Genomic DNA, 17,507 nt, shown 5'->3' with positions numbered 1-17,507 from the left:
CGGGAGATGCCTTCCTCAGCGCTTCCTGGCGGGAGCAGGAGCTGCCGCCGCCGACGGAATCAGCACGCCGCGCACCCGGCCGTTGAGATTGGCCACGCCGCTCAGGTTGTCGTAGTCGAGCGTGTCGCCGGTGAACTGGTCGGTGCCACGGATGAGCGTGACCGGCTTGTTCGAGGTGACGCGCTCCGTGTCGACGTAGGCATGCAGGAAGTCGCCGCGGAACTCCAGGCGCGGCGTGGGCTTGCCGTTCGGTCCCACCGACGGGTCGCGGATGACGATCGCGTTGCCGAAGAGCTGGATTTCGCTGCCGTCGGAATTCGACAGCCCCCGGTCGGCGCTGCCGCGCGTCACGAGCCCCTCGGGGGACACCGAGCGCATGCGCACCTTGTCGATCTCGATGGTGTCGGTGTCGGGGTAGTGCCGGCCTTCGACGCCGTGCAGTTCGCTGCGCAGGTCGCCATTGGGCAGGAAGTTCTTGATGACGAAGTCGCGCATGAAGTAGTCGGGCTCGTGCGTGGGCGCGACCTTGGGAGCAGGCTCCAGCAGCTTGGGCGCGTTGCGCACCAGCCAGTAGGTGCCGAGCGCGACGGCCGCCGTCAGGATGATCGGCAGGTAGATCGTGGCGCGGTCGAGGACATCGCGCGCCATGCCCCATGCGCGTTTCACGCCGCTCATGCGCCAGGCCCCCGCGCCGCGTCGAGCATGACGCGGTACTGGCCGCAGGCGGTGAGCAGCAGGTCGCACAACTCGCGCGCAGCGCCCTCGCCGCCGCGCGCCCTGGTCACGTAGCGCGCGATGCCGCGCACTTCCGCATGGGCATTGGCCGGCGCCGCCGGGAAGCCGACGCGCGAGAGCACCGGCAGGTCGGGCCAGTCGTCGCCGATGGCCGCGGCCTGTGCCCAGCCGAAGCCGAGCTGGTCGAGCATGGCCTGGGCGGCCGGCAGCTTGTCCTCGGTGCCATAGCGCACGTGCTCGATGCCCAGCGCCTCCAGGCGCACGCGCAGCGGCTTGGAGTCGCGCCCGGTGATCACGGCCGGCACGATGCCCGCCTTGCGCAGCAACTTCAGGCCGTAGCCGTCGAGGATGCTGAAGCGCTTGAGCGTCTCGCCATGCTCGGTGAAATACACGCCGCCGTCGGTCAGGACGCCGTCGATGTCGAAGAAGACGATGCGCACGTCCTGTGCGGCGAGAAGCGTCTCGGCCTGGAACTCGAGGGGCATCAGATGACCTTCGCGCGCATCAGGTCGTTGGTGTTGATCGCGCCGACGACCACGCCTTCGCCGTCGATCACGAACAGCCGGGTGATGCCGCACTGTTCCATGAGCTCGGCGGCTTCCACCGCCAGCGCGTCGACGCGGATGGTGCGCGGGTTGCGGTGCATGACGTCGACCGCCTTGGGACTGCGCAGGTCGGCACCGGCCTCGATCAACCGGCGCAGGTCGCCGTCGGTGAAGATGCCCGAGGCGCGGCCGTCGGGCTCCACCACCGCGGCGGCGCCGAAGCCCTTGTTGCTCATGGCACGCATCAGCTCGCTGATGCTGGCGTCGGGCGCCACGCGAGGAACGTCGTCGCCCGAGCGCATGACATCGCTCACGTGGGTGAGCAGCTTGCGCCCGAGCGCGCCGCCCGGGTGCGAGCGAGCGAAGTCTTCCGAGCCGAAGCCGCGCGCGTCGAGCAGCGCCACGGCCAGCGCGTCGCCCATCGCCATCTGGGCGGTGGTGCTGGCGGTGGGGGCGAGGTTGAGCGGGCAGGCCTCCTTCGACACGCCCGCGTCGATCACGATGTCGGCATGGCGGGCGAGGGTGGATTCGGTGCGGCCGGTCATGGCGATCAGGGGCACGCCCTGGCGCTTGACGACCGGCAGGATGACGGTGAGCTCGTCGACCTCGCCGCTGTTGGAGATGGCGAGCACCAGGTCGACCGCCTTGATCATGCCGAGGTCGCCGTGGCTGGCCTCGGCCGGGTGCACGAACATCGCGGGCGTGCCCGTGGAGGCGAGGGTGGCGGCGATCTTGCGGCCGACGTGGCCGCTCTTGCCCATGCCCATCACGACCACGCGGCCGCGCACTTCGAGGATCTTGCGCACGGCCTCGACGAAGCTGGGGCCGACGCGGTTCTTCAGGCCGGAGACGGCTTCGGCTTCGATGTCGAAGGTGAGGCGTGCCCGGGCCAGGATGGCTTCGGGGTCGACCACGGGGGCCGGGGCGGGACGGGAGCTCATCGCCGGATTTTACGGGCCAGCGGCTTGCCCCCGCGGCCGCCGGGGCGCCTCCGGGTGTCCTCCCTGAGGCGCCGCGCACGGCTCTTGCTCTAGCATCGGCGCATATGTCTTCGTTCGATCTCACGCTGTTGTACTTGCTGGCCGCGGTGATCGGCGTGGTGGCGTGCCGCTCACTCAAGCTGCCGCCGATGCTCGGCTATCTCTCGGCCGGCGTGCTGATCGGGCCGCACGCCTTCGCGCTGGCCCAGAACACCGAGGGCATCCAGCACCTCGGCGAATTCGGCGTGGTGTTCCTGATGTTCGTGATCGGACTGGAATTCAGCCTGCCCAAGCTGCGCGCGATGCGAAAGCACGTGTTCGGCCTGGGCCTGCTGCAGGTGCTGCTGACCATGGCCCTCGCCACCATCGGCGCGCTGCTGCTGGCGCGGCTGCTGCCGGCGGCCTGGCACCTGGGCTGGCAGACCGCGCTGGCCCTGTCGGGCGCGCTCACCATGAGCAGCACCGCCATCGTGGTCAAGCTGATGGCCGAGCGGCTCGAACTCGAAAGCGAGCACGGCAAGCGCGTGATGGGCGTGCTGCTGTTCCAGGACCTGGCGGTGGTGCCGCTGCTGGTGCTGATCCCCGCGCTGGGCGCCCCGCCCGAGGCGCTGGCCAAGGCGCTGGGGCTCGCGCTGCTGAAGGCGAGCTTCCTGATCGGCGTGCTGCTGTACGGCGGCCCGCGGGTGATGCGCTGGTGGCTCACGCTGGTGGCGCGGCGGCGCAGCGAGGAGCTCTTCATCCTGAACGTGCTGCTGATCACGCTGGGGCTTGCCTGGCTGACCGAGCTGGCCGGCCTGAGCCTGGCGCTGGGCGCCTTCATCGCAGGCATGCTGGTGTCGGAGACCGAATACAAGCACCAGGTCGAGACCGACATCCGCCCCTTCCACGACGTGCTGCTGGGGCTGTTCTTCATCACCGTGGGCATGTCGCTCGACTGGCACATCGTGGTCGAGCGCTGGCTGCTGGTGGGCGTGCTGCTGCTGGTGCCGCTGGCCTTCAAGCTGGCGCTGGTGACCGTGCTGGCTCGGGTGCTGGGCGCCACCTCGGGCGTGTCGCTGCGCACCGGCCTGTATCTCGCCCAGGCCGGCGAGTTCGGCTTCGTGCTGCTGACGCTGGCGCAGGAGCGCAGCCTGCTGCCGCCGTGGCTGGCCAACCCGGTGCTGGCGTCGATGGTGCTGTCGATGCTGGCGACGCCCTTCATCATCATGTACAGCAACGCCATCGTGCGGAAGCTGGTGGCCAGCGACTGGCTGCAGCAGTCGCTGCAGATGACGACCATCGCGCGCAAGACCATCAACACCGCGCAGCACGTGATCATCTGCGGCTACGGGCGTTGCGGCCAGAACCTGGCGCGCATCCTGGAGCGCGAGGGCATCCCCTACATGGCGCTCGACCTGGACCCCGACCGCGTGCGCCAGGCCGCCGCCGCCGGCGACTCGGTGGTGTTCGGCGACGCCGCGCGGCTGCAGGCGCTGATGGCGGCCGGCCTGGCGCGCGCCAGCGCGGTGGTCGTGACCTACCTCGACGTGCCCGGCGCGATGAAGGTGCTGGCCAACACGCGCGCCCACGCGCCGCACGTGCCGGTGATCGTGCGCACGCAGGACGACCACGACCTCGAGAAGCTGCAGGCCGCCGGCGCGACCGAAGTGGTACCCGAGGCCATCGAGGGTTCGCTGATGCTCGCGAGCCACGCGCTGGCGCTGGTCGGCGTGCCGATGCGGCGCGTGATCCGCGTGGTGCAGGACCAGCGCGATGCCCGCTACAACCTGCTGCGCGGCTACTTCCACGGCGCGGACGACGACAACGCCGACGAGATCGATCACGAGCGGCTCAACAGCTTCACGCTCGATGCAGGCGCCCGCGCGATCGGCCAGACGCTGCAGGGACTGGCGCTGCAGACGCTGGGCGTGCGCATCGCGAGCCTGCGCCGGCACGACGGCCAGCCGCGCCCGCTGGCCGACGACACGGTACTGTCGGACGGCGACACACTGGTGCTCTCGGGCAAGCCGGCCGCGCTGGCGATGGCGGTCGAGCGGTTGCAGAAGGGCTGAGCGGCAGCAGGCCGCTTTCCGCCGGGACGCTCAGTTGATGAGCGTCGGGTTGCGCTTTTCTTCCTCGATGCGCTGCTGACGGCGCACCGCCTCGCACTGCGCATGGGCCTTGTACTCCGGCTTCAGGCACTGCGCCGCCATGCATTGCGCCCTGGCGATGAAATTGCGGTCGCCGCACATGGCCGCGGGCTCGGCCGCAGCCGCCGGTGCGGGTGGCGGAGCAGGCGCCGCGACGGGAGCAGCAGTCTCCGCAGCTGGCTGGGGCGCCGCAGCGGCGGCCGGCTGCTTGCGCGCCTGCTTGGCGGGCTTGGGCGGCGGGGGTGCTGCCGGCGCGGCTTCCGCCGCAGGCGATGGCGCGGCCTGCTCGGCAGGCTGTGCATCCGTCGCGGCGGGCTCGGCGGGCGGCGGTGATGGCGGTGATGGCGGTGGTGGTGACTCGACGGCAGGCGCCGCAGCGGCGGGAGCCGGCGCGACGGCGGGCGGGGCCGTCTCCTCGACGGCAGGAGCCGTCTTTCGCGTTCCGTAGCCGGACCAGCCCGCCACGATCATCGCCACAGCCACCGCGAGCAGGCCCACCCACAGCAGGATCGCGCGCTTGCGCGGCGGCCGGTCGACCGGAGCGGGCTTGCGGATCCTGACCCGGGGCTTCTTCACCCTTTCGGGCGACGGCGCCCAGCTCGATTCCAGCCCCTGCGGGGTGGCCGGCGGTGCGGGCACGCGCGGCGAGCCGTCGTCGTGCAGCATGAAAACGGTCTGCTCGTCGTCGTCATGCCGCGGCGCGGAGGCAGGCGAGCGGCTGAAGAAGGACTGGCGCGCGGGCGACGGTGCCGGCGGGAGTTCTTCGAGGGGCGCCGGGATGGTCGGCGCGCGCAGTTGGGCGGGCGCCGTGGTGGCCCATTCGCGTTCGGGGGTCGGCGGCGGCGGGATCCGGTCTCCCGCGGCGGACAGCTTGATGCCGCAGCTCCTGCAGAAATTCGCGCCGTCACGGTTCTCCGTGCTGCAGACCGGACAGATCGAGGCCATGGCTTGCTTGCTGACTACTTCTTGCTTCTCGGCGTCCTGAACTGAAATGGCTGGCCTGCATCCGTAGGATCGATCCGGTGGCGGGCGAGTGAGGAGGCCTTCCCGATCAGGTCACCGCGACGCGCTTGGAGCGGTGCGCCATGCGCTTGGCGATCACGGCGCCCAGGGCCATCGCGATCTCCAGCGCCATGTTGGGCTGGCGGTTCGACATCTCGGCGAAGCGGATCGCGGTGAGCCGCCAGACGCGGCCCGCACCGGTGACCACCACGTTGGCAGAATGCGGCTGCCGCGAGAAGAACGAGCCTTCGCCGACCACCGAACCCGCGGTAAGCACGGCCAGCTTCATCTGTTCCTTGCTGCTGACGCGGTGCACGCTGATGGCGCCGCTCTCGACGAAGAACACCGAACGGTCGGGCGTGCCCTGCTCGATCAGCACGTCGCCGACGCCGGTCTCGATGGGTTGCAGGTAACCCGCCAGCGTTTCCCACTGCTGGACGTTGAACGTCAACGCGAACGCGTCGGTGTTGATGTTCTCCGCGATGGCGCGGCTCAGGTTCTGGATTGACATGTGTTTCTCGGCCCCCGCATGTGAGCCGAAGTATCCGCGATGGCCGCGAACTTCGGCTACAAGTGTTTACGTTTTTCGAGGGCGGCTGCCGCTATCTGTGGCTATTTACCAATGCAGAAGCGCGAAAAGATGACGCCCAGCAGGTCGTCGGCGCCGAACTCGCCGGTGATCTCGTTCAGCGCGTTCTGCGCGAGGCGCAGTTCCTCGGCCAGCAGGTCGAGCAGCTGTGCCTGTGCCTCCAGGTGGCTTGCAGCCAGCGCCAGGTGCGTTTCGACCCGGGCCAGCGCCTGCACGTGGCGCGCTCGCGCAAGGTACACGCCCTCGGGCACTGCCTGCCAGCCGGCCATGGCCAGAAGCTGATCGCGCAGGGCCTCGATGCCCAGCCCGGTCTTGGCGGAGAGGGCGATGCCCTGTTCGGGATGGGCCGTGGGTGCCGCGTCCTGCTTGTTCCAGACGTCGAGCACCGGCACGCTCGCGGGCAGCTTCCGCTGGAGACCGGCCAGTATCTCGGCGTCGGCAGCGGCGTAGTCGGTCTGGCTCGCGCGCGTCAGGTCGTGCAGGAACAGCACCGCATCGGCGCTCTCGATCTGCCCCCAGGCGCGTGCCACGCCGATCTGCTCGACCTCGTCGCTGCTCTCCCGCAGGCCGGCGGTGTCGGCCACGTGCAGCGGCACGCCGTGGATCTGGATGGTCTGCGAGACCACGTCGCGCGTGGTGCCCGCCACGGCACTCACGATGGCCAGCTCCGCGCCGGCCAGCGCATTGAGCAGCGAGCTCTTGCCGGCGTTGGGCTGGCCCGCGATCACGACCTTGATGCCCTCGCGCAGCAGGGCGCCCTGGCGCGCGCGCTGCTGCACCGCAGATAGCTGCGACCGCAGCTTCGCCAGCTGCCCGGCCGCGTCGGCCTTCTGCAGGAAGTCGATCTCCTCCTCGGGAAAGTCGAGCGTGGCCTCCACCAGCATGCGCAGGTGGATCAGCGCGTCGCGCAGCGTGTGGATCTCGCGCGAGAAGGCGCCCGACAGCGAGCGCCCGGCGCTGCGCGCGGCCGCCTCGGTGCTGGCGTCGATCAGGTCGGCGATGGCCTCGGCCTGCGCCAGGTCGATCTTGCCGTTGAGGAAGGCGCGCTGGCTGAACTCGCCGGGCTCGGCCACGCGCAGGCCGGGCAGGCGCGGGCGGCCGGTGACCGGGTCGGGCTCGGCCGCCGCTTCCAGGCAGCGCGCCAGCAGGAGCTGCAGCACGACCGATCCGCCATGGGCCTGCAGTTCGAGCACGTCCTCGCCGGTGAAGGAGTTGGGCGAGGGAAAGTGGATGGCCAGGCCGTGGTCGACCGGCTCGCCGTCCGCGTCGCGGAACGGCAGGTAGGTGGCCTCGCGCGGCTTGAGCGCGCGGCCGCAGATCGCGTCGACCAGCGGCGCCAGCCTGGCGCCCGACACGCGCACGATGCCGACCGCGCCGCGCCCCGAGGCGGTGGCGATGGCGACGATGGGGTCGGAGGTGCGGGCGAGCATGGTGCGGATTCTTTCAGTCTTTCAGCAAAAAGGGCCGCTTGCGCGGCCCTTCGTGGGATGGCTTGGAGCGATCGGCCGGCTTACTTGGCGCCGAGCACGCCCAGGCGCTTGTTGATGAACCACTGCTGCGCGATCGACAGCACGTTGTTCGTGATCCAGTACAGCACCAGGCCGGCCGGGAAGAAGATGAACATCACGCTGAACGCGAGCGGCATGATCCACATCAGCTTGGCCTGCATCGGATCGGGCGGCGTCGGGTTGAGCCAGGTCTGGAAGAGCGACGTGGCCGTCATCACGATCGGCAGGATGTACCAGGGGTCGGGTGCCGAGAGGTCGGTGATCCAGCCGATCCAGGGCGCGTGGCGCATCTCGACCGACGACAGCAGCACCCAGTACAGCGCGATGAACACCGGGATCTGGATCAGGATCGGGAAGCAGCCGCCCATCGGGTTGACCTTCTCGGTCTTGTAGATCCGCATCATTTCCTGCTGCATCTCCTGCGGCTTGTCCTTCAGCCGCTCGCGCATTTCCATGATCTTCGGATTGATGGCCTTCATCTTGGCCATGCTGGCGTAGGCCTTGGCGTTGAGCCAGTAGAAGGCCGCCTTCAGCAGCACCACCAGCGCGACGATCGACCAGCCCCAGTTGCCCAGGAGGCCGTGCAGCTGGGTGAGCAGCCAGTACAGCGGCTTGGAGATGATCGCGAAGATGCCGTAGTCCTTCACCAGGTCCAGGCCCGGGGCGATGGCTTCGAGCTTCTTTTCTTCCTCGGGACCCGCGAACAACGCACTGTTCACGACCTGCGTGGCACCCGGGGCGATCTTCGGCAGCGTGGCCACCATGGCGATGGAGAACTGGTTGTCGCCCAGGTCCTTCACGCGGAACTCGCGGCGCAGCTGCTCGCTGGCCGGGTCGCCCTTGAGCAGCCACGCCGAAGCAAAGTAATGCTGCACCATCGCGATCCAGCCGTCGTTGGCCGGCGGCGGCGGTTCGATCTTGCCCTTGGCGATGTCCTTGAAGTCGAGCTTGTGGAACTTCTTCTCGTTGGTGTACGCCGCAGGGCCCGTGAAGGTGTTGGTGCCGAACATGGTGCTGGCAGCCACCGTGCCGTGACGCAGCAACTGCAGGTACAGCTGCGCGTCGCGCGGCTGGTCGCTCACGTTGACCACTTCGTGGCGCACGCCGATAACGTAGTCGCCACGGTGAAACACGTAGGTCTTGATGTACTTCAGGCCGCCGGCGGGGGCGCTTTCGAAGCTCACTTCCAGCGTGTTCTGGCCGTCGGCCATCTCGCGCGGGCCGGGCCTGGGCGTCATCTGCGTCAGGTGGTTCGGGAAACGCTCGCCGGTGTCGACCTGGTTGAGCAGGCCGGTCTGCGCGACATAGCGGGTGGCGGGCGAGCCGTTCTCGAACAGCACCACGTGCTTGGTGCGGTCGGCTTCGTCGTACTTGCGCAGTTCGAGGTGGTTGACCGTGGCGCCTTCGCTGTCGATGCTGGCCTGGAACAGGTCGGTGGTCACCTTGACCTGCTCACGCGGAGCCGCGGCCACCGCTTGCGTGGGCACGGCGCCGGCATTGCCGCTGCCGGAGGCAGCCGGTACGCCGTTGCTGTTGGCCGCGGGCGCGGTGGTTGCGGGAGCGGCGGCCGTGGCGGCCGTGGCGGCCGTGGCGGCCGGCTTGGTCGACGGCAGGAAGGTCGGCTTGTTGCCGTTGAAGACCTGCCATTGGTCCCACAGCAGTACCAGCGAGAAACCAAAAATCACCCACAGTATCGTGCGGCGGATATCGTTCATGACGAAGACTTCTTGTCGGAAGAGAGAAGAGACGAAAACAGCGATCCTGACCTGTCAGTGCGACGCTGGGATTTCGGCGGAACCGGATCGTGGCCGCCCTGGCACCAGGGCTGGCAGCGCGCGATGCGGTGCAGGGTGAGATAGCTGCCCTTGAGCGCGCCATGCACTTCCAGCGCCTCGATCGAATACACGGAGCAGGTCGGCGTGAAACGGCACGACTGGCCGAGCCAGGGGCTCAGCAGCAGGCGGTAGGCCTTCACGATGCCGATCAGCAGGCGTTTCATGGCGAGGAGGAAGGGGCTGCGGCCGGCGCAGGGGCGCGCGCGGCCCGTGCCAGCAGCTGCTGGAGTTCGGCGCGCACGGCGGCCTTGAGCTTGTCCGAAGAGGCGCTCACGAACTCCTTGCGGTCGAAGCCCGCGCGCAGCCGCACCACGTGCGCGGCGCGAGGCAGTGCTGCACCGGATGCGGCGCTCACCGAATAGATCTGGCGCTTGATGGCGTTGCGCGTGACGGCGCGACGCGCCCAGCGCTTGGGCACCATGGCACCCAGCCAGACGTCGTCGGACGCGAACAACGGCTGTGCGCTCGATGCGAGATCGAGCGCACAACGATGCAATGCGAAATGAGCAGTGCGCGCCACGGTGGCACCTGCGAGGACGGCCTGGAATTGCGCGCGGGACTTGAGCCGCTGCATGGAAGCCGGGCCGCTTGTGTCATGCCGGCCCGGGCCAGAAGCCCTGGCGGATGGAGCTGGCGCTGACGGGTCGGCTGCTGGCAACGGCAGGTGGACTGCCGTCAGACGGCCAGGCGCTTGCGGCCCTTGGCGCGGCGTGCGTTGATGACGGCACGGCCGCCGCGGGTCTTCATGCGGACCAGGAAGCCGTGGGTACGGGCGCGGCGGACTTTGGATGCTTGGTAGGTGCGTTTCATGGTGATTTCCTAATTCCCTGTTCGCGCTGGCCCTTCGCGCTTTCGTACTGAAAGCATGAAGTTCCTGCGGGGCGCCGGGGCGGGCGTGTTTCGGATGGCCCCCGAAAGACGCAAAGAGGTTTTCAGGGAAACCCGCAATTATCGCAAACATTGGGGCCCTGAACAATCTTCGAGCAGATTTGCGGGCCTTTCGACACACTCGCCGGCGTGTGGATAAGGTTTTGACAAGTTAGAATGCCGGGCGCCTTCCAGCAGAGAATATCCACAATACCTATACCAAGAAATGCCCGAGGGTCCCTTCACTTTTCCCCACGCCCATGTCGACTGACGGCATCGGCGAAAGCCTCTGGCAGGCCTGCGTCGACCAGCTCGCGCAGGAGCTGTCCGAGCAGCAGTTCAACACCTGGATCAAACCCCTGACGGCCCAGGTCGCCGACGACCTGTCGCGCATGACCGTGTTCGTCGCCAACCGGTTCAAGCTCGACTGGATCCGTGCCCAGTACGCCGGCAAGATCGCCGCCATGGCGGAGAAGATGTACGGCCAGCCGGTTGCCATCGAGTTAGCGCTTGCTCCTCGCGAAATCCCGGTGCGTGCTGCACCCGTGGCCGTCATGACCGAAACGGACGTGCCGCGCGACGTGGCGGGCCCGGGCGAGGAGCCGGCCGCCGCCGGCTTCAAGAACCGCCTGAATTCCGGCCTCACCTTCGACACCCTGGTCGAAGGCACGGCCAACCGCATGGCGCGCGCCGCGGCGATGCACGTGGCCGGCATGCCGGGTCACCTGTACAACCCTCTTTTCATCTATGGCGGCGTCGGCCTGGGCAAGACCCACCTGATGCATGCTGTGGGTAACCGGCTGCTGGCCGACAAGCCGGACTCCAAAGTTCTCTACATCCACGCCGAGCAGTTCGTCTCGGATGTGGTCAAGGCCTATCAGCGCAAGACCTTCGATGAGTTCAAGGAGCGCTACCACTCGCTCGACCTGCTGCTGATCGACGATGTGCAGTTCTTCGCCAACAAGGACCGGACGCAGGAAGAGTTCTTCAACGCGTTCGAGGCCCTGCTGGCCAAGAAGTCGCACATCGTGATGACCAGCGACACCTATCCGAAGGGCCTGGCGGACATCCACGAGCGCCTGGTCTCGCGCTTCGATTCCGGCCTCACGGTTGCCATCGAGCCGCCCGAGCTCGAGATGCGCGTGGCCATCCTGATCAACAAGGCGCGCGCCGAATCGGCCGAGATGCCGGAAGAAGTCGCCTTCTTCGTCGCCAAGAACGTGCGCTCCAACGTGCGCGAGCTCGAAGGCGCGCTGCGCAAGATCCTCGCCTACTCGCGCTTCAACCAGAAGGAGATCTCGATCGCCCTGGCGCGCGAGGCTCTGCGCGACCTGCTGTCGATCCAGAACCGGCAGATCTCCGTCGAGAATATCCAGAAGACGGTGGCCGACTACTACAAGATCAAGGTCGCCGACATGTACAGCAAGAAACGCCCGGCCAGCATCGCGCGGCCGCGGCAGATCGCGATGTACCTGGCCAAGGAGCTCACGCAGAAGAGCCTGCCGGAAATCGGCGAGCTGTTCGGCGGGCGCGATCACACGACGGTGCTGCACGCGGTGCGCAAGATCTCGGGCGAGCGCCAGCAGCTCACCGAGCTCAACCAGCAGCTCCACGTGCTCGAGCAGACCCTCAAGGGCTGACCGGAAAGAAATCGGATGTCGTCCAGGAAGCTCCCCGCGACAGCGGAGAATGGCGCCCTGCAAGCTGATTCAAAGAGATAGGAAGAGGAAGAAGACATGATCGTTTTGAAGGCAACCCAGGACAAGGTCCTCGCCGCGCTGCAGTCGGTGGCGGGCATCGTGGAGCGGCGTCACACCTTGCCGATCCTGGCGAACGTGCTGATCCGCAAGACCGGCGGCCAGCTGCAGCTGACCACCAGCGACCTCGAGATCCAGATCCGCACCACCGCCGAGCTCGGCGGCGACGACGGCAACTTCACCACCACCATCGGCGCGCGCAAGCTGATCGACATCCTGCGCACCATGCCGGCCGACCAGACCGTGAGCCTCGAGTCGAACGCCAGCAAGCTGGTGCTCAAGGGCGGCAAGAGCCGCTTCACGCTGCAGTCGCTGCCCGCGGAAGATTTCCCGCTGGTGCAGGAAGCCGCCAACTTCGGTCCCGTGTTCAGCGTGCCGCAGAAAACGCTCAAGGACCTGCTCTCGCAGGTCTCGTTCGCGATGGCCGTGCACGACATCCGCTACTACCTCAACGGCATCCTCTTCGTGGCCGAGGGCAAGCAGCTGAGCCTGGTCGCCACCGACGGCCACCGCCTGGCCTTCTCTTCCGCCACGCTCGACGTGGAAGTGCCGCGCCAGGAGGTGATCCTGCCGCGCAAGACCGTGCTCGAGATGCAGCGCCTGCTGTCCGACGCCGAAGGCGCCATCGAGATGCAGTTCGCGAACAACCAGGCCAAGTTCAGCTTCGGCGGCATGGAGTTCGTCACCAAGCTGGTCGAGGGCAAGTTCCCCGACTACAACCGCGTCATCCCGAAGAACCACAAGAACACCGTCACGCTCGGCCGCGCGCCGCTCTTGGCCAGCCTGCAGCGCACCGCCATCCTGACCAGCGAGAAGTTCAAGGGCGTTCGCCTGAACATCGAGCCGGGCACGCTGCGCATCGCGTCGAACAACGCCGAGCAGGAAGAAGCCCAGGACGAGCTCGACATCGACTACGGCGGCGACACCATCGAGATCGGCTTCAACGTGACCTACCTGATCGACGCGCTGTCGAACATGGACCAGGACATGGTCAAGATCGACCTGGCCGACTCCAACAGTTCGGCGCTGCTGACCATTCCCGAGAACGCATCCTTCAAATACGTCGTGATGCCGATGCGCATCTAACAGACAGAAACCACGGCGCCTTGCGCACACGACCCGCGGCCTTCCGCGGGTTTGCGCTTTCAAGAGGCGGCGAATTGAGCTTTTGAGAGCCCGAAAAATCACGCGCGAATGCCGTGAGAGACTGAGGAATATCCGAATGAGTGCTGAAGAAAACAAGCCCGACGTGCCGCACACCGAGCCCGTCTACATCCCCGAGATCGAAACCGTGGCCGCCGACACCAGCTATGGCGAAGGCTCGATCACGATCCTCGAAGGGCTTGAGGCCGTGCGCAAGCGCCCCGGCATGTACATCGGCGACACCTCGGACGGCACCGGGCTGCACCACCTCGTCTTCGAGGTGGTCGACAACTCCATCGACGAGGCGCTGGCCGGCCACTGCGACGACATCGTCGTGACCATCCACACCGACAACTCGATCTCCGTCACCGACAACGGCCGCGGCATTCCCACCGGCGTGAAGATGGACGACAAGCACGAGCCCAAGCGCTCGGCCGCCGAGATCGCGCTGACCGAGCTGCACGCGGGCGGCAAGTTCAACCAGAACAGCTACAAGGTCTCCGGCGGCCTGCACGGCGTGGGCGTGAGCTGCGTGAACGCGCTGAGCACCATGCTGCGCCTGGTGGTGCGCCGCGAAGGCAAGATCCACGAACTCGAATTCAGCCGCGGCTTCGTGCAGAACCGCCTGCTCGAGACGGTGAACGGCGTCGAGGTCTCGCCCATGAAGATCATCGGCGACACCGACAAGCGCGGCACCGAAGTTCACTTCCTGCCCGACACCGAGATCTTCAAGGAGAACTCGGACTTCCACTACGAGATCCTCAGCAAGCGCCTGCGCGAACTGAGCTTCCTGAACAACGGCGTGCGCATCCGCCTGAAGGACGAGCGCACCGGCAAGGAAGACGACTTCTCCGGCGCCGGCGGCGTGCGCGGCTTCGTCGAGTTCATCAACAAGGGCAAGACCGTCCTGCACCCGAACTCGTTCTACGCCGAGGGCGAGCGCCCGGCCGACACCTACGGCGGCATCCCCGGCACGCACATCGGCGTCGAAGTGGCGATGCAGTGGAACAGCGGCTACAACGAGCAGGTGCTGTGCTTCACCAACAACATCCCGCAGCGCGACGGCGGCACCCACCTCACGGGCCTGCGAGCGGCGATGACGCGCGTCATCAACAAGTACATCGAGGAGAACGAGCTGGCCAAGAAGGCCAAGGTCGAAGTCACCGGCGACGACATGCGCGAAGGCCTTTGCTGCGTGCTGAGCGTGAAGGTGCCCGAGCCCAAGTTCTCGAGCCAGACCAAGGACAAGCTGGTGTCCAGCGAAGTGCGCGCGCCGGTGGAAGACATCGTCGGCCGCCTGCTGACAGACTACCTCCTGGAACGCCCGAACGACGCCAAGATCATCTGCGGCAAGATCATCGAGGCCGCCAAGGCCCGCGAGGCCGCGCGCAAGGCCCGCGAAATGACGCGCCGCAAGGGCGTGCTCGACGGCATGGGCCTGCCCGGCAAGCTGGCCGACTGCCAGGAGAAGGACCCGGCGCTGTGCGAGGTCTACCTGGTGGAGGGCGACTCCGCCGGCGGCTCCGCCAAGCAGGGCCGCGACCGGAAGTTCCAGGCCATCCTGCCGCTGCGCGGCAAGATCCTGAACGTCGAGAAGGCACGCTACGAGAAGCTGCTGACCAGCAACGAAATTCTCACCATGATCACCGCGCTGGGCACCGGCATCGGCCGCGCCGGCGCGAGCACGCCGGGCGGCGGCGCCGATGACTTCAACGTCGCCAAGCTGCGCTACCACCGCATCATCATCATGACCGACGCCGACGTCGACGGCGCCCACATCCGCACGCTGCTGCTGACCTTCTTCTACCGGCAGATGCCGGAGCTGGTCGAGCGCGGCCACATCTACATCGCGCAGCCGCCGCTGTACAAGGTCAAGGTCGGCAAGGAAGAGCAGTACCTGAAGGACGGCCCCGCGCTCGACGCCTTCCTGCTGAAGGTGGCGCTGAAGGACGCGCGCATCGAGACCGGCGGCGCCAGCTCGACCACGCTCAGCGGCGACACCCTGGCCGAACTGGCGCGCAAGCACCAGGTGGCCGAGGCCGTCATCGCGCGCCTGCGCAATTTCATGGACGCCGAAGCGCTGCGCGCCATCGCCGACGGCGTGGCGCTCGACCTCGACACCACGCCCGCCGCCGAGGCCTCGGCCGTCGCGCTGCAGGCCAAGCTGCGCGAACTCAACACGACCGGCGTGCCGGCCGAGGTGAGCAGCGAGTTCGACGCCCGCACCGACAAGCCCCTGCTGCGCATCAGCCGCCGCCACCACGGCAACGTCAAGAGCAGCGTGCTCACCCAGGACTTCGTGCACGGCGCCGACTACGCCGCGCTCGCCGAAGCCGCCAACACCTTCCGCGGCCTGCTGAGCCCCGAGGGCGCGGTGGTCAAGCGCGGCGAGGGCGACCGTACCAAGGAAGAAAAGGTCGACGACTTCCGCCAGGCCATGAAGTGGCTCATCGGCGAAGCCGAACGCGCCACCTCGCGCCAGCGCTACAAGGGCCTGGGCGAGATGAACCCAGAGCAGCTGTGGGAAACCACCATGGACCCGAACGTGCGCCGCCTGCTGAAGGTGCAGATCGACGACGCGATCGAGGCCGACCGCGTGTTCACGATGCTGATGGGCGACGAGGTGGAACCGCGCCGGGAGTTCATCGAGCAGAACGCGCTGCGGGCGGCGAATATCGACGTGTGATTCTCCCTGTGGGGTGACACGGAAAGCAAAAAGCGGCTCAATCAGCCGCTTTTTTTGGCAAACAAAGGCTCAACAGTCCTGAGCGGCGGATGCGTTCCGAATCAACCTGGCGGACCGCTTTCTACGGGTGCAGCGAGGCATGGGAACAGGTACAGAATTGAGCGACGCACCACACTAGGTCCCAGTGCCAGTCGCAAGATCTGCTCGGGCGCGATCACGCATAAGGGTAAATTGCCGGAGCATGTCCGCCCTGTCATAGCCCCGATACCAATTCACCTCTGTGTCACGGCGCTTCTCGGCTGTTTCGTGGTTGAAATGGGCTGCAAATCTTGCGCTCCGATCTACAGTGAATATGTATGGAACGCCGCCGGAATAGTGCCTGATCGCGCCAGTTCTCATCAGCACCGTCTTGCCATTCGGTGCATATTGCGCGTCGATGCGAACGACCACGAAGTTTGCGGCAACGAAATCGCGAAGCGCTTTTGCCTCAACATCTTGGGCACCTGAGGGCTCCTCGAACATCTTCTGCGTATACCGGGCTTCTGGTCCCGTGGACAAGCCATAGGTATAGCGAAACTCTCCATGCCCACCGCTGATATGGGCATCGAAGACGTGGCACCAGATGCACCACTCTGCGCCATATTCCACGAGCAAAGTCTTGCCCCCGCTGTCAGCTTTTGCCAAGGCCGTTGTGAAAAGAGCCAACTGGTCCCCGCACTCATCGAAAACGCGCGCCTTTCCATTGCGACACTGAGGATCGATCCTCTCCGGAAAGCTGACATACGCCTTGGGCAAGTTCTTCGAATCCTGGCTGCACGCAGCCTGCAGCGCGATGAGAACTGCCGCCCAAATCCATTTCCTTCTCATTACCCTCTCCCAGTTTTTTTTGAATCAACCTGCCCGTTTTTGACAGAGCATGAGGCCGCTCCCGATGCCCGGGCAATGTGACGCACGAGTATCGAGACTTCGAGCGCCGCACATCAGGATGCGCTTGCGTCCCGCGAGCACAGTAAAACTTGGTGTGTTGGACGACACCACCTGGCCATCTGCTGGGATTTCGCGAACTTCGCTGGTGTCCCTGACGGTCATTCACGAAGTGCACGAATCTTTCACCTTGCGTGGGACAGACTGCGGGATTCCTAAAGTAGGTGCCATTCCTCTGTCCCATCCGGCACCGTCACGAGAACGCGCTACCGCCGGTCTAGCCAACAGTAGCGCGCCTTCTGTTCGGTGGCGTGCAAAACAGGCGTTGCGTGACTTATTTGCTGCAGGTTCCCGGCGCAGCGAGGCCCAACGCGGTCACCGCCTTCTTGCCCTCGGCCTCAAGCATCACTTCAAGGTTGGCGCCGCCCACGAAGGCGCCCATCTTGATGTACTGGCGCACGAAGTAGTTCTTCCCCGTCTCGAACATGAGCTTGAGCGTATTGGGCGAAAACTCGGATTCGGTCGCGATCTCGTGTTCCTTGCCACCCGTAACCTCCGTGCGGAAGAACACGTCGGGCGCCGACTCGCCGAGGCACTTTCCGTCGATCCAGATGTCCTTCTTGAGCGCCTTTCCGACAAAGCTGTCTCGATAGACATAGAGGCCGGAGTTGCCCGGCGACGGCGGCGAGAACTTCTTGGCCTGTGCCGAGGCCTCCGCACTTTCCATCTTCACGGAAGCACAGCCTGTAAACAAAACGGACATCAGGGCGATAACTGCGATTTTTCTCATGATCCCTCCGATCGAGT

At 66.6% G+C, this 17,507-nt stretch carries 16 protein-coding genes; 4 read left to right on the top strand and 12 right to left on the bottom strand.

Annotated elements, in window-relative coordinates:
- Positions 1-15: 15 nt before the first annotated feature.
- From lptC to ACAM57_RS32155, 3 genes are read right to left on the bottom strand one after another with little or no spacing between them, the layout of a single operon-like run.
- Positions 16-675, bottom strand: a complete 660-nt coding sequence (lptC, locus tag ACAM57_RS32165) for an LPS export ABC transporter periplasmic protein LptC (protein ID WP_184639139.1) — start codon at positions 673-675, stop codon at positions 16-18.
- Positions 672-1,220, bottom strand: coding sequence for an HAD family hydrolase (locus ACAM57_RS32160; protein ID WP_126020863.1), 549 nt, complete (start codon positions 1,218-1,220; stop codon positions 672-674). Before ACAM57_RS32160 ends, lptC begins: the two co-directional genes overlap by 4 nt.
- Positions 1,220-2,221 carry an SIS domain-containing protein gene (locus ACAM57_RS32155; protein WP_126020861.1) on the bottom strand — a complete coding sequence of 334 codons (1,002 nt, stop codon included), beginning with the start codon at positions 2,219-2,221 and terminating at the stop codon, positions 1,220-1,222. Before ACAM57_RS32155 ends, ACAM57_RS32160 begins: the two co-directional genes overlap by 1 nt.
- Positions 2,222-2,325: 104 nt before the next feature.
- Here ACAM57_RS32155 and ACAM57_RS32150 point away from each other — a divergent pair, with 104 nt between their 5' ends.
- Positions 2,326-4,311 (top strand): monovalent cation:proton antiporter family protein, encoded by a 1,986-nt coding sequence (locus ACAM57_RS32150; protein ID WP_184639137.1) that lies wholly within the window; start codon positions 2,326-2,328, stop codon positions 4,309-4,311.
- A 30-nt stretch (positions 4,312-4,341) separates the two neighbouring features.
- On the opposite strand, the gene ACAM57_RS32145 is transcribed toward ACAM57_RS32150, so the two are convergent.
- The 7 genes from ACAM57_RS32145 to rpmH form a co-directional block, all read right to left on the bottom strand.
- Positions 4,342-5,334, bottom strand: coding sequence for a zinc ribbon domain-containing protein (locus tag ACAM57_RS32145; RefSeq protein ID WP_369660248.1), 993 nt, complete (start codon positions 5,332-5,334; stop codon positions 4,342-4,344).
- 106 nt (positions 5,335-5,440) lie between these two features.
- Positions 5,441-5,902, bottom strand: coding sequence for a Crp/Fnr family transcriptional regulator (locus ACAM57_RS32140; protein WP_126020855.1), 462 nt, complete (start codon positions 5,900-5,902; stop codon positions 5,441-5,443).
- A 101-nt stretch (positions 5,903-6,003) separates the two neighbouring features.
- Positions 6,004-7,410 (bottom strand): tRNA uridine-5-carboxymethylaminomethyl(34) synthesis GTPase MnmE, encoded by a 1,407-nt coding sequence (mnmE, locus tag ACAM57_RS32135; RefSeq protein WP_369660247.1) that lies wholly within the window; start codon positions 7,408-7,410, stop codon positions 6,004-6,006.
- A gap of 80 nt (positions 7,411-7,490) precedes the next feature.
- Entirely contained in the window at positions 7,491-9,203 is a 1,713-nt protein-coding gene (gene yidC / locus ACAM57_RS32130) for a membrane protein insertase YidC (protein ID WP_369660246.1), read from the bottom strand.
- Complete coding sequence (gene yidD, locus ACAM57_RS32125; protein ID WP_126020849.1) at positions 9,200-9,487, bottom strand: membrane protein insertion efficiency factor YidD; 288 nt, start codon at positions 9,485-9,487, stop codon at positions 9,200-9,202. Before yidD ends, yidC begins: the two co-directional genes overlap by 4 nt.
- Positions 9,484-9,897, bottom strand: a complete 414-nt coding sequence (locus ACAM57_RS32120; RefSeq protein WP_184639131.1) for a ribonuclease P protein component — start codon at positions 9,895-9,897, stop codon at positions 9,484-9,486. Before ACAM57_RS32120 ends, yidD begins: the two co-directional genes overlap by 4 nt.
- A gap of 101 nt (positions 9,898-9,998) precedes the next feature.
- On the bottom strand, positions 9,999-10,133 hold the full coding sequence (gene rpmH / locus ACAM57_RS32115) for a 50S ribosomal protein L34 (RefSeq protein ID WP_007834827.1): 135 nt from the start codon (positions 10,131-10,133) through the stop codon (positions 9,999-10,001).
- Between the two features lie 317 nt (positions 10,134-10,450).
- Here rpmH and dnaA point away from each other — a divergent pair, with 317 nt between their 5' ends.
- From dnaA to gyrB, 3 genes are all read left to right on the top strand, one after another.
- Positions 10,451-11,830, top strand: a complete 1,380-nt coding sequence (gene dnaA / locus ACAM57_RS32110; RefSeq protein ID WP_126020845.1) for a chromosomal replication initiator protein DnaA — start codon at positions 10,451-10,453, stop codon at positions 11,828-11,830.
- A 96-nt stretch (positions 11,831-11,926) separates the two neighbouring features.
- On the top strand, positions 11,927-13,033 hold the full coding sequence (gene dnaN / locus ACAM57_RS32105; protein ID WP_369660245.1) for a DNA polymerase III subunit beta: 1,107 nt from the start codon (positions 11,927-11,929) through the stop codon (positions 13,031-13,033).
- 136 nt (positions 13,034-13,169) lie between these two features.
- Positions 13,170-15,776 carry a DNA topoisomerase (ATP-hydrolyzing) subunit B gene (gene gyrB, locus ACAM57_RS32100; protein WP_369660244.1) on the top strand — a complete coding sequence of 869 codons (2,607 nt, stop codon included), beginning with the start codon at positions 13,170-13,172 and terminating at the stop codon, positions 15,774-15,776.
- 174 nt (positions 15,777-15,950) lie between these two features.
- Here gyrB and ACAM57_RS32095 read toward each other — a convergent pair whose 3' ends face one another.
- Positions 15,951-16,643: a hypothetical protein gene (locus tag ACAM57_RS32095; RefSeq protein ID WP_369660243.1), complete on the bottom strand. Its 693-nt coding sequence runs from the start codon at positions 16,641-16,643 to the stop codon at positions 15,951-15,953.
- Between the two features lie 391 nt (positions 16,644-17,034).
- Positions 17,035-17,490 carry a DUF2846 domain-containing protein gene (locus ACAM57_RS32090; protein WP_369660242.1) on the bottom strand — a complete coding sequence of 152 codons (456 nt, stop codon included), beginning with the start codon at positions 17,488-17,490 and terminating at the stop codon, positions 17,035-17,037.
- Positions 17,491-17,507 lie beyond the last annotated feature (17 nt).

This window comes from Variovorax sp. V15, from assembly GCF_041154425.1.
GTDB lineage: Bacteria > Pseudomonadota > Gammaproteobacteria > Burkholderiales > Burkholderiaceae_C > Variovorax > Variovorax guangxiensis.
This window is presented reverse-complemented; position numbering and strand designations above follow the sequence as displayed.

Coding starts and splice junctions, on each gene's coding strand:
- lptC (WP_184639139.1), bottom strand. CDS start 675: ATGAGCGGCGTGAAACGCGCATGGGGCATGGCGCGCGATGTCCTCGAC.
- ACAM57_RS32160 (WP_126020863.1), bottom strand. CDS start 1,220: ATGCCCCTCGAGTTCCAGGCCGAGACGCTTCTCGCCGCACAGGACGTG.
- ACAM57_RS32155 (WP_126020861.1), bottom strand. CDS start 2,221: ATGAGCTCCCGTCCCGCCCCGGCCCCCGTGGTCGACCCCGAAGCCATC.
- ACAM57_RS32150 (WP_184639137.1), top strand. CDS start 2,326: ATGTCTTCGTTCGATCTCACGCTGTTGTACTTGCTGGCCGCGGTGATC.
- ACAM57_RS32145 (WP_369660248.1), bottom strand. CDS start 5,334: ATGGCCTCGATCTGTCCGGTCTGCAGCACGGAGAACCGTGACGGCGCG.
- ACAM57_RS32140 (WP_126020855.1), bottom strand. CDS start 5,902: ATGTCAATCCAGAACCTGAGCCGCGCCATCGCGGAGAACATCAACACC.
- mnmE (WP_369660247.1), bottom strand. CDS start 7,410: ATGCTCGCCCGCACCTCCGACCCCATCGTCGCCATCGCCACCGCCTCG.
- yidC (WP_369660246.1), bottom strand. CDS start 9,203: ATGAACGATATCCGCCGCACGATACTGTGGGTGATTTTTGGTTTCTCG.
- yidD (WP_126020849.1), bottom strand. CDS start 9,487: ATGAAACGCCTGCTGATCGGCATCGTGAAGGCCTACCGCCTGCTGCTG.
- ACAM57_RS32120 (WP_184639131.1), bottom strand. CDS start 9,897: ATGCAGCGGCTCAAGTCCCGCGCGCAATTCCAGGCCGTCCTCGCAGGT.
- rpmH (WP_007834827.1), bottom strand. CDS start 10,133: ATGAAACGCACCTACCAAGCATCCAAAGTCCGCCGCGCCCGTACCCAC.
- dnaA (WP_126020845.1), top strand. CDS start 10,451: ATGTCGACTGACGGCATCGGCGAAAGCCTCTGGCAGGCCTGCGTCGAC.
- dnaN (WP_369660245.1), top strand. CDS start 11,927: ATGATCGTTTTGAAGGCAACCCAGGACAAGGTCCTCGCCGCGCTGCAG.
- gyrB (WP_369660244.1), top strand. CDS start 13,170: ATGAGTGCTGAAGAAAACAAGCCCGACGTGCCGCACACCGAGCCCGTC.
- ACAM57_RS32095 (WP_369660243.1), bottom strand. CDS start 16,643: ATGAGAAGGAAATGGATTTGGGCGGCAGTTCTCATCGCGCTGCAGGCT.
- ACAM57_RS32090 (WP_369660242.1), bottom strand. CDS start 17,490: ATGAGAAAAATCGCAGTTATCGCCCTGATGTCCGTTTTGTTTACAGGC.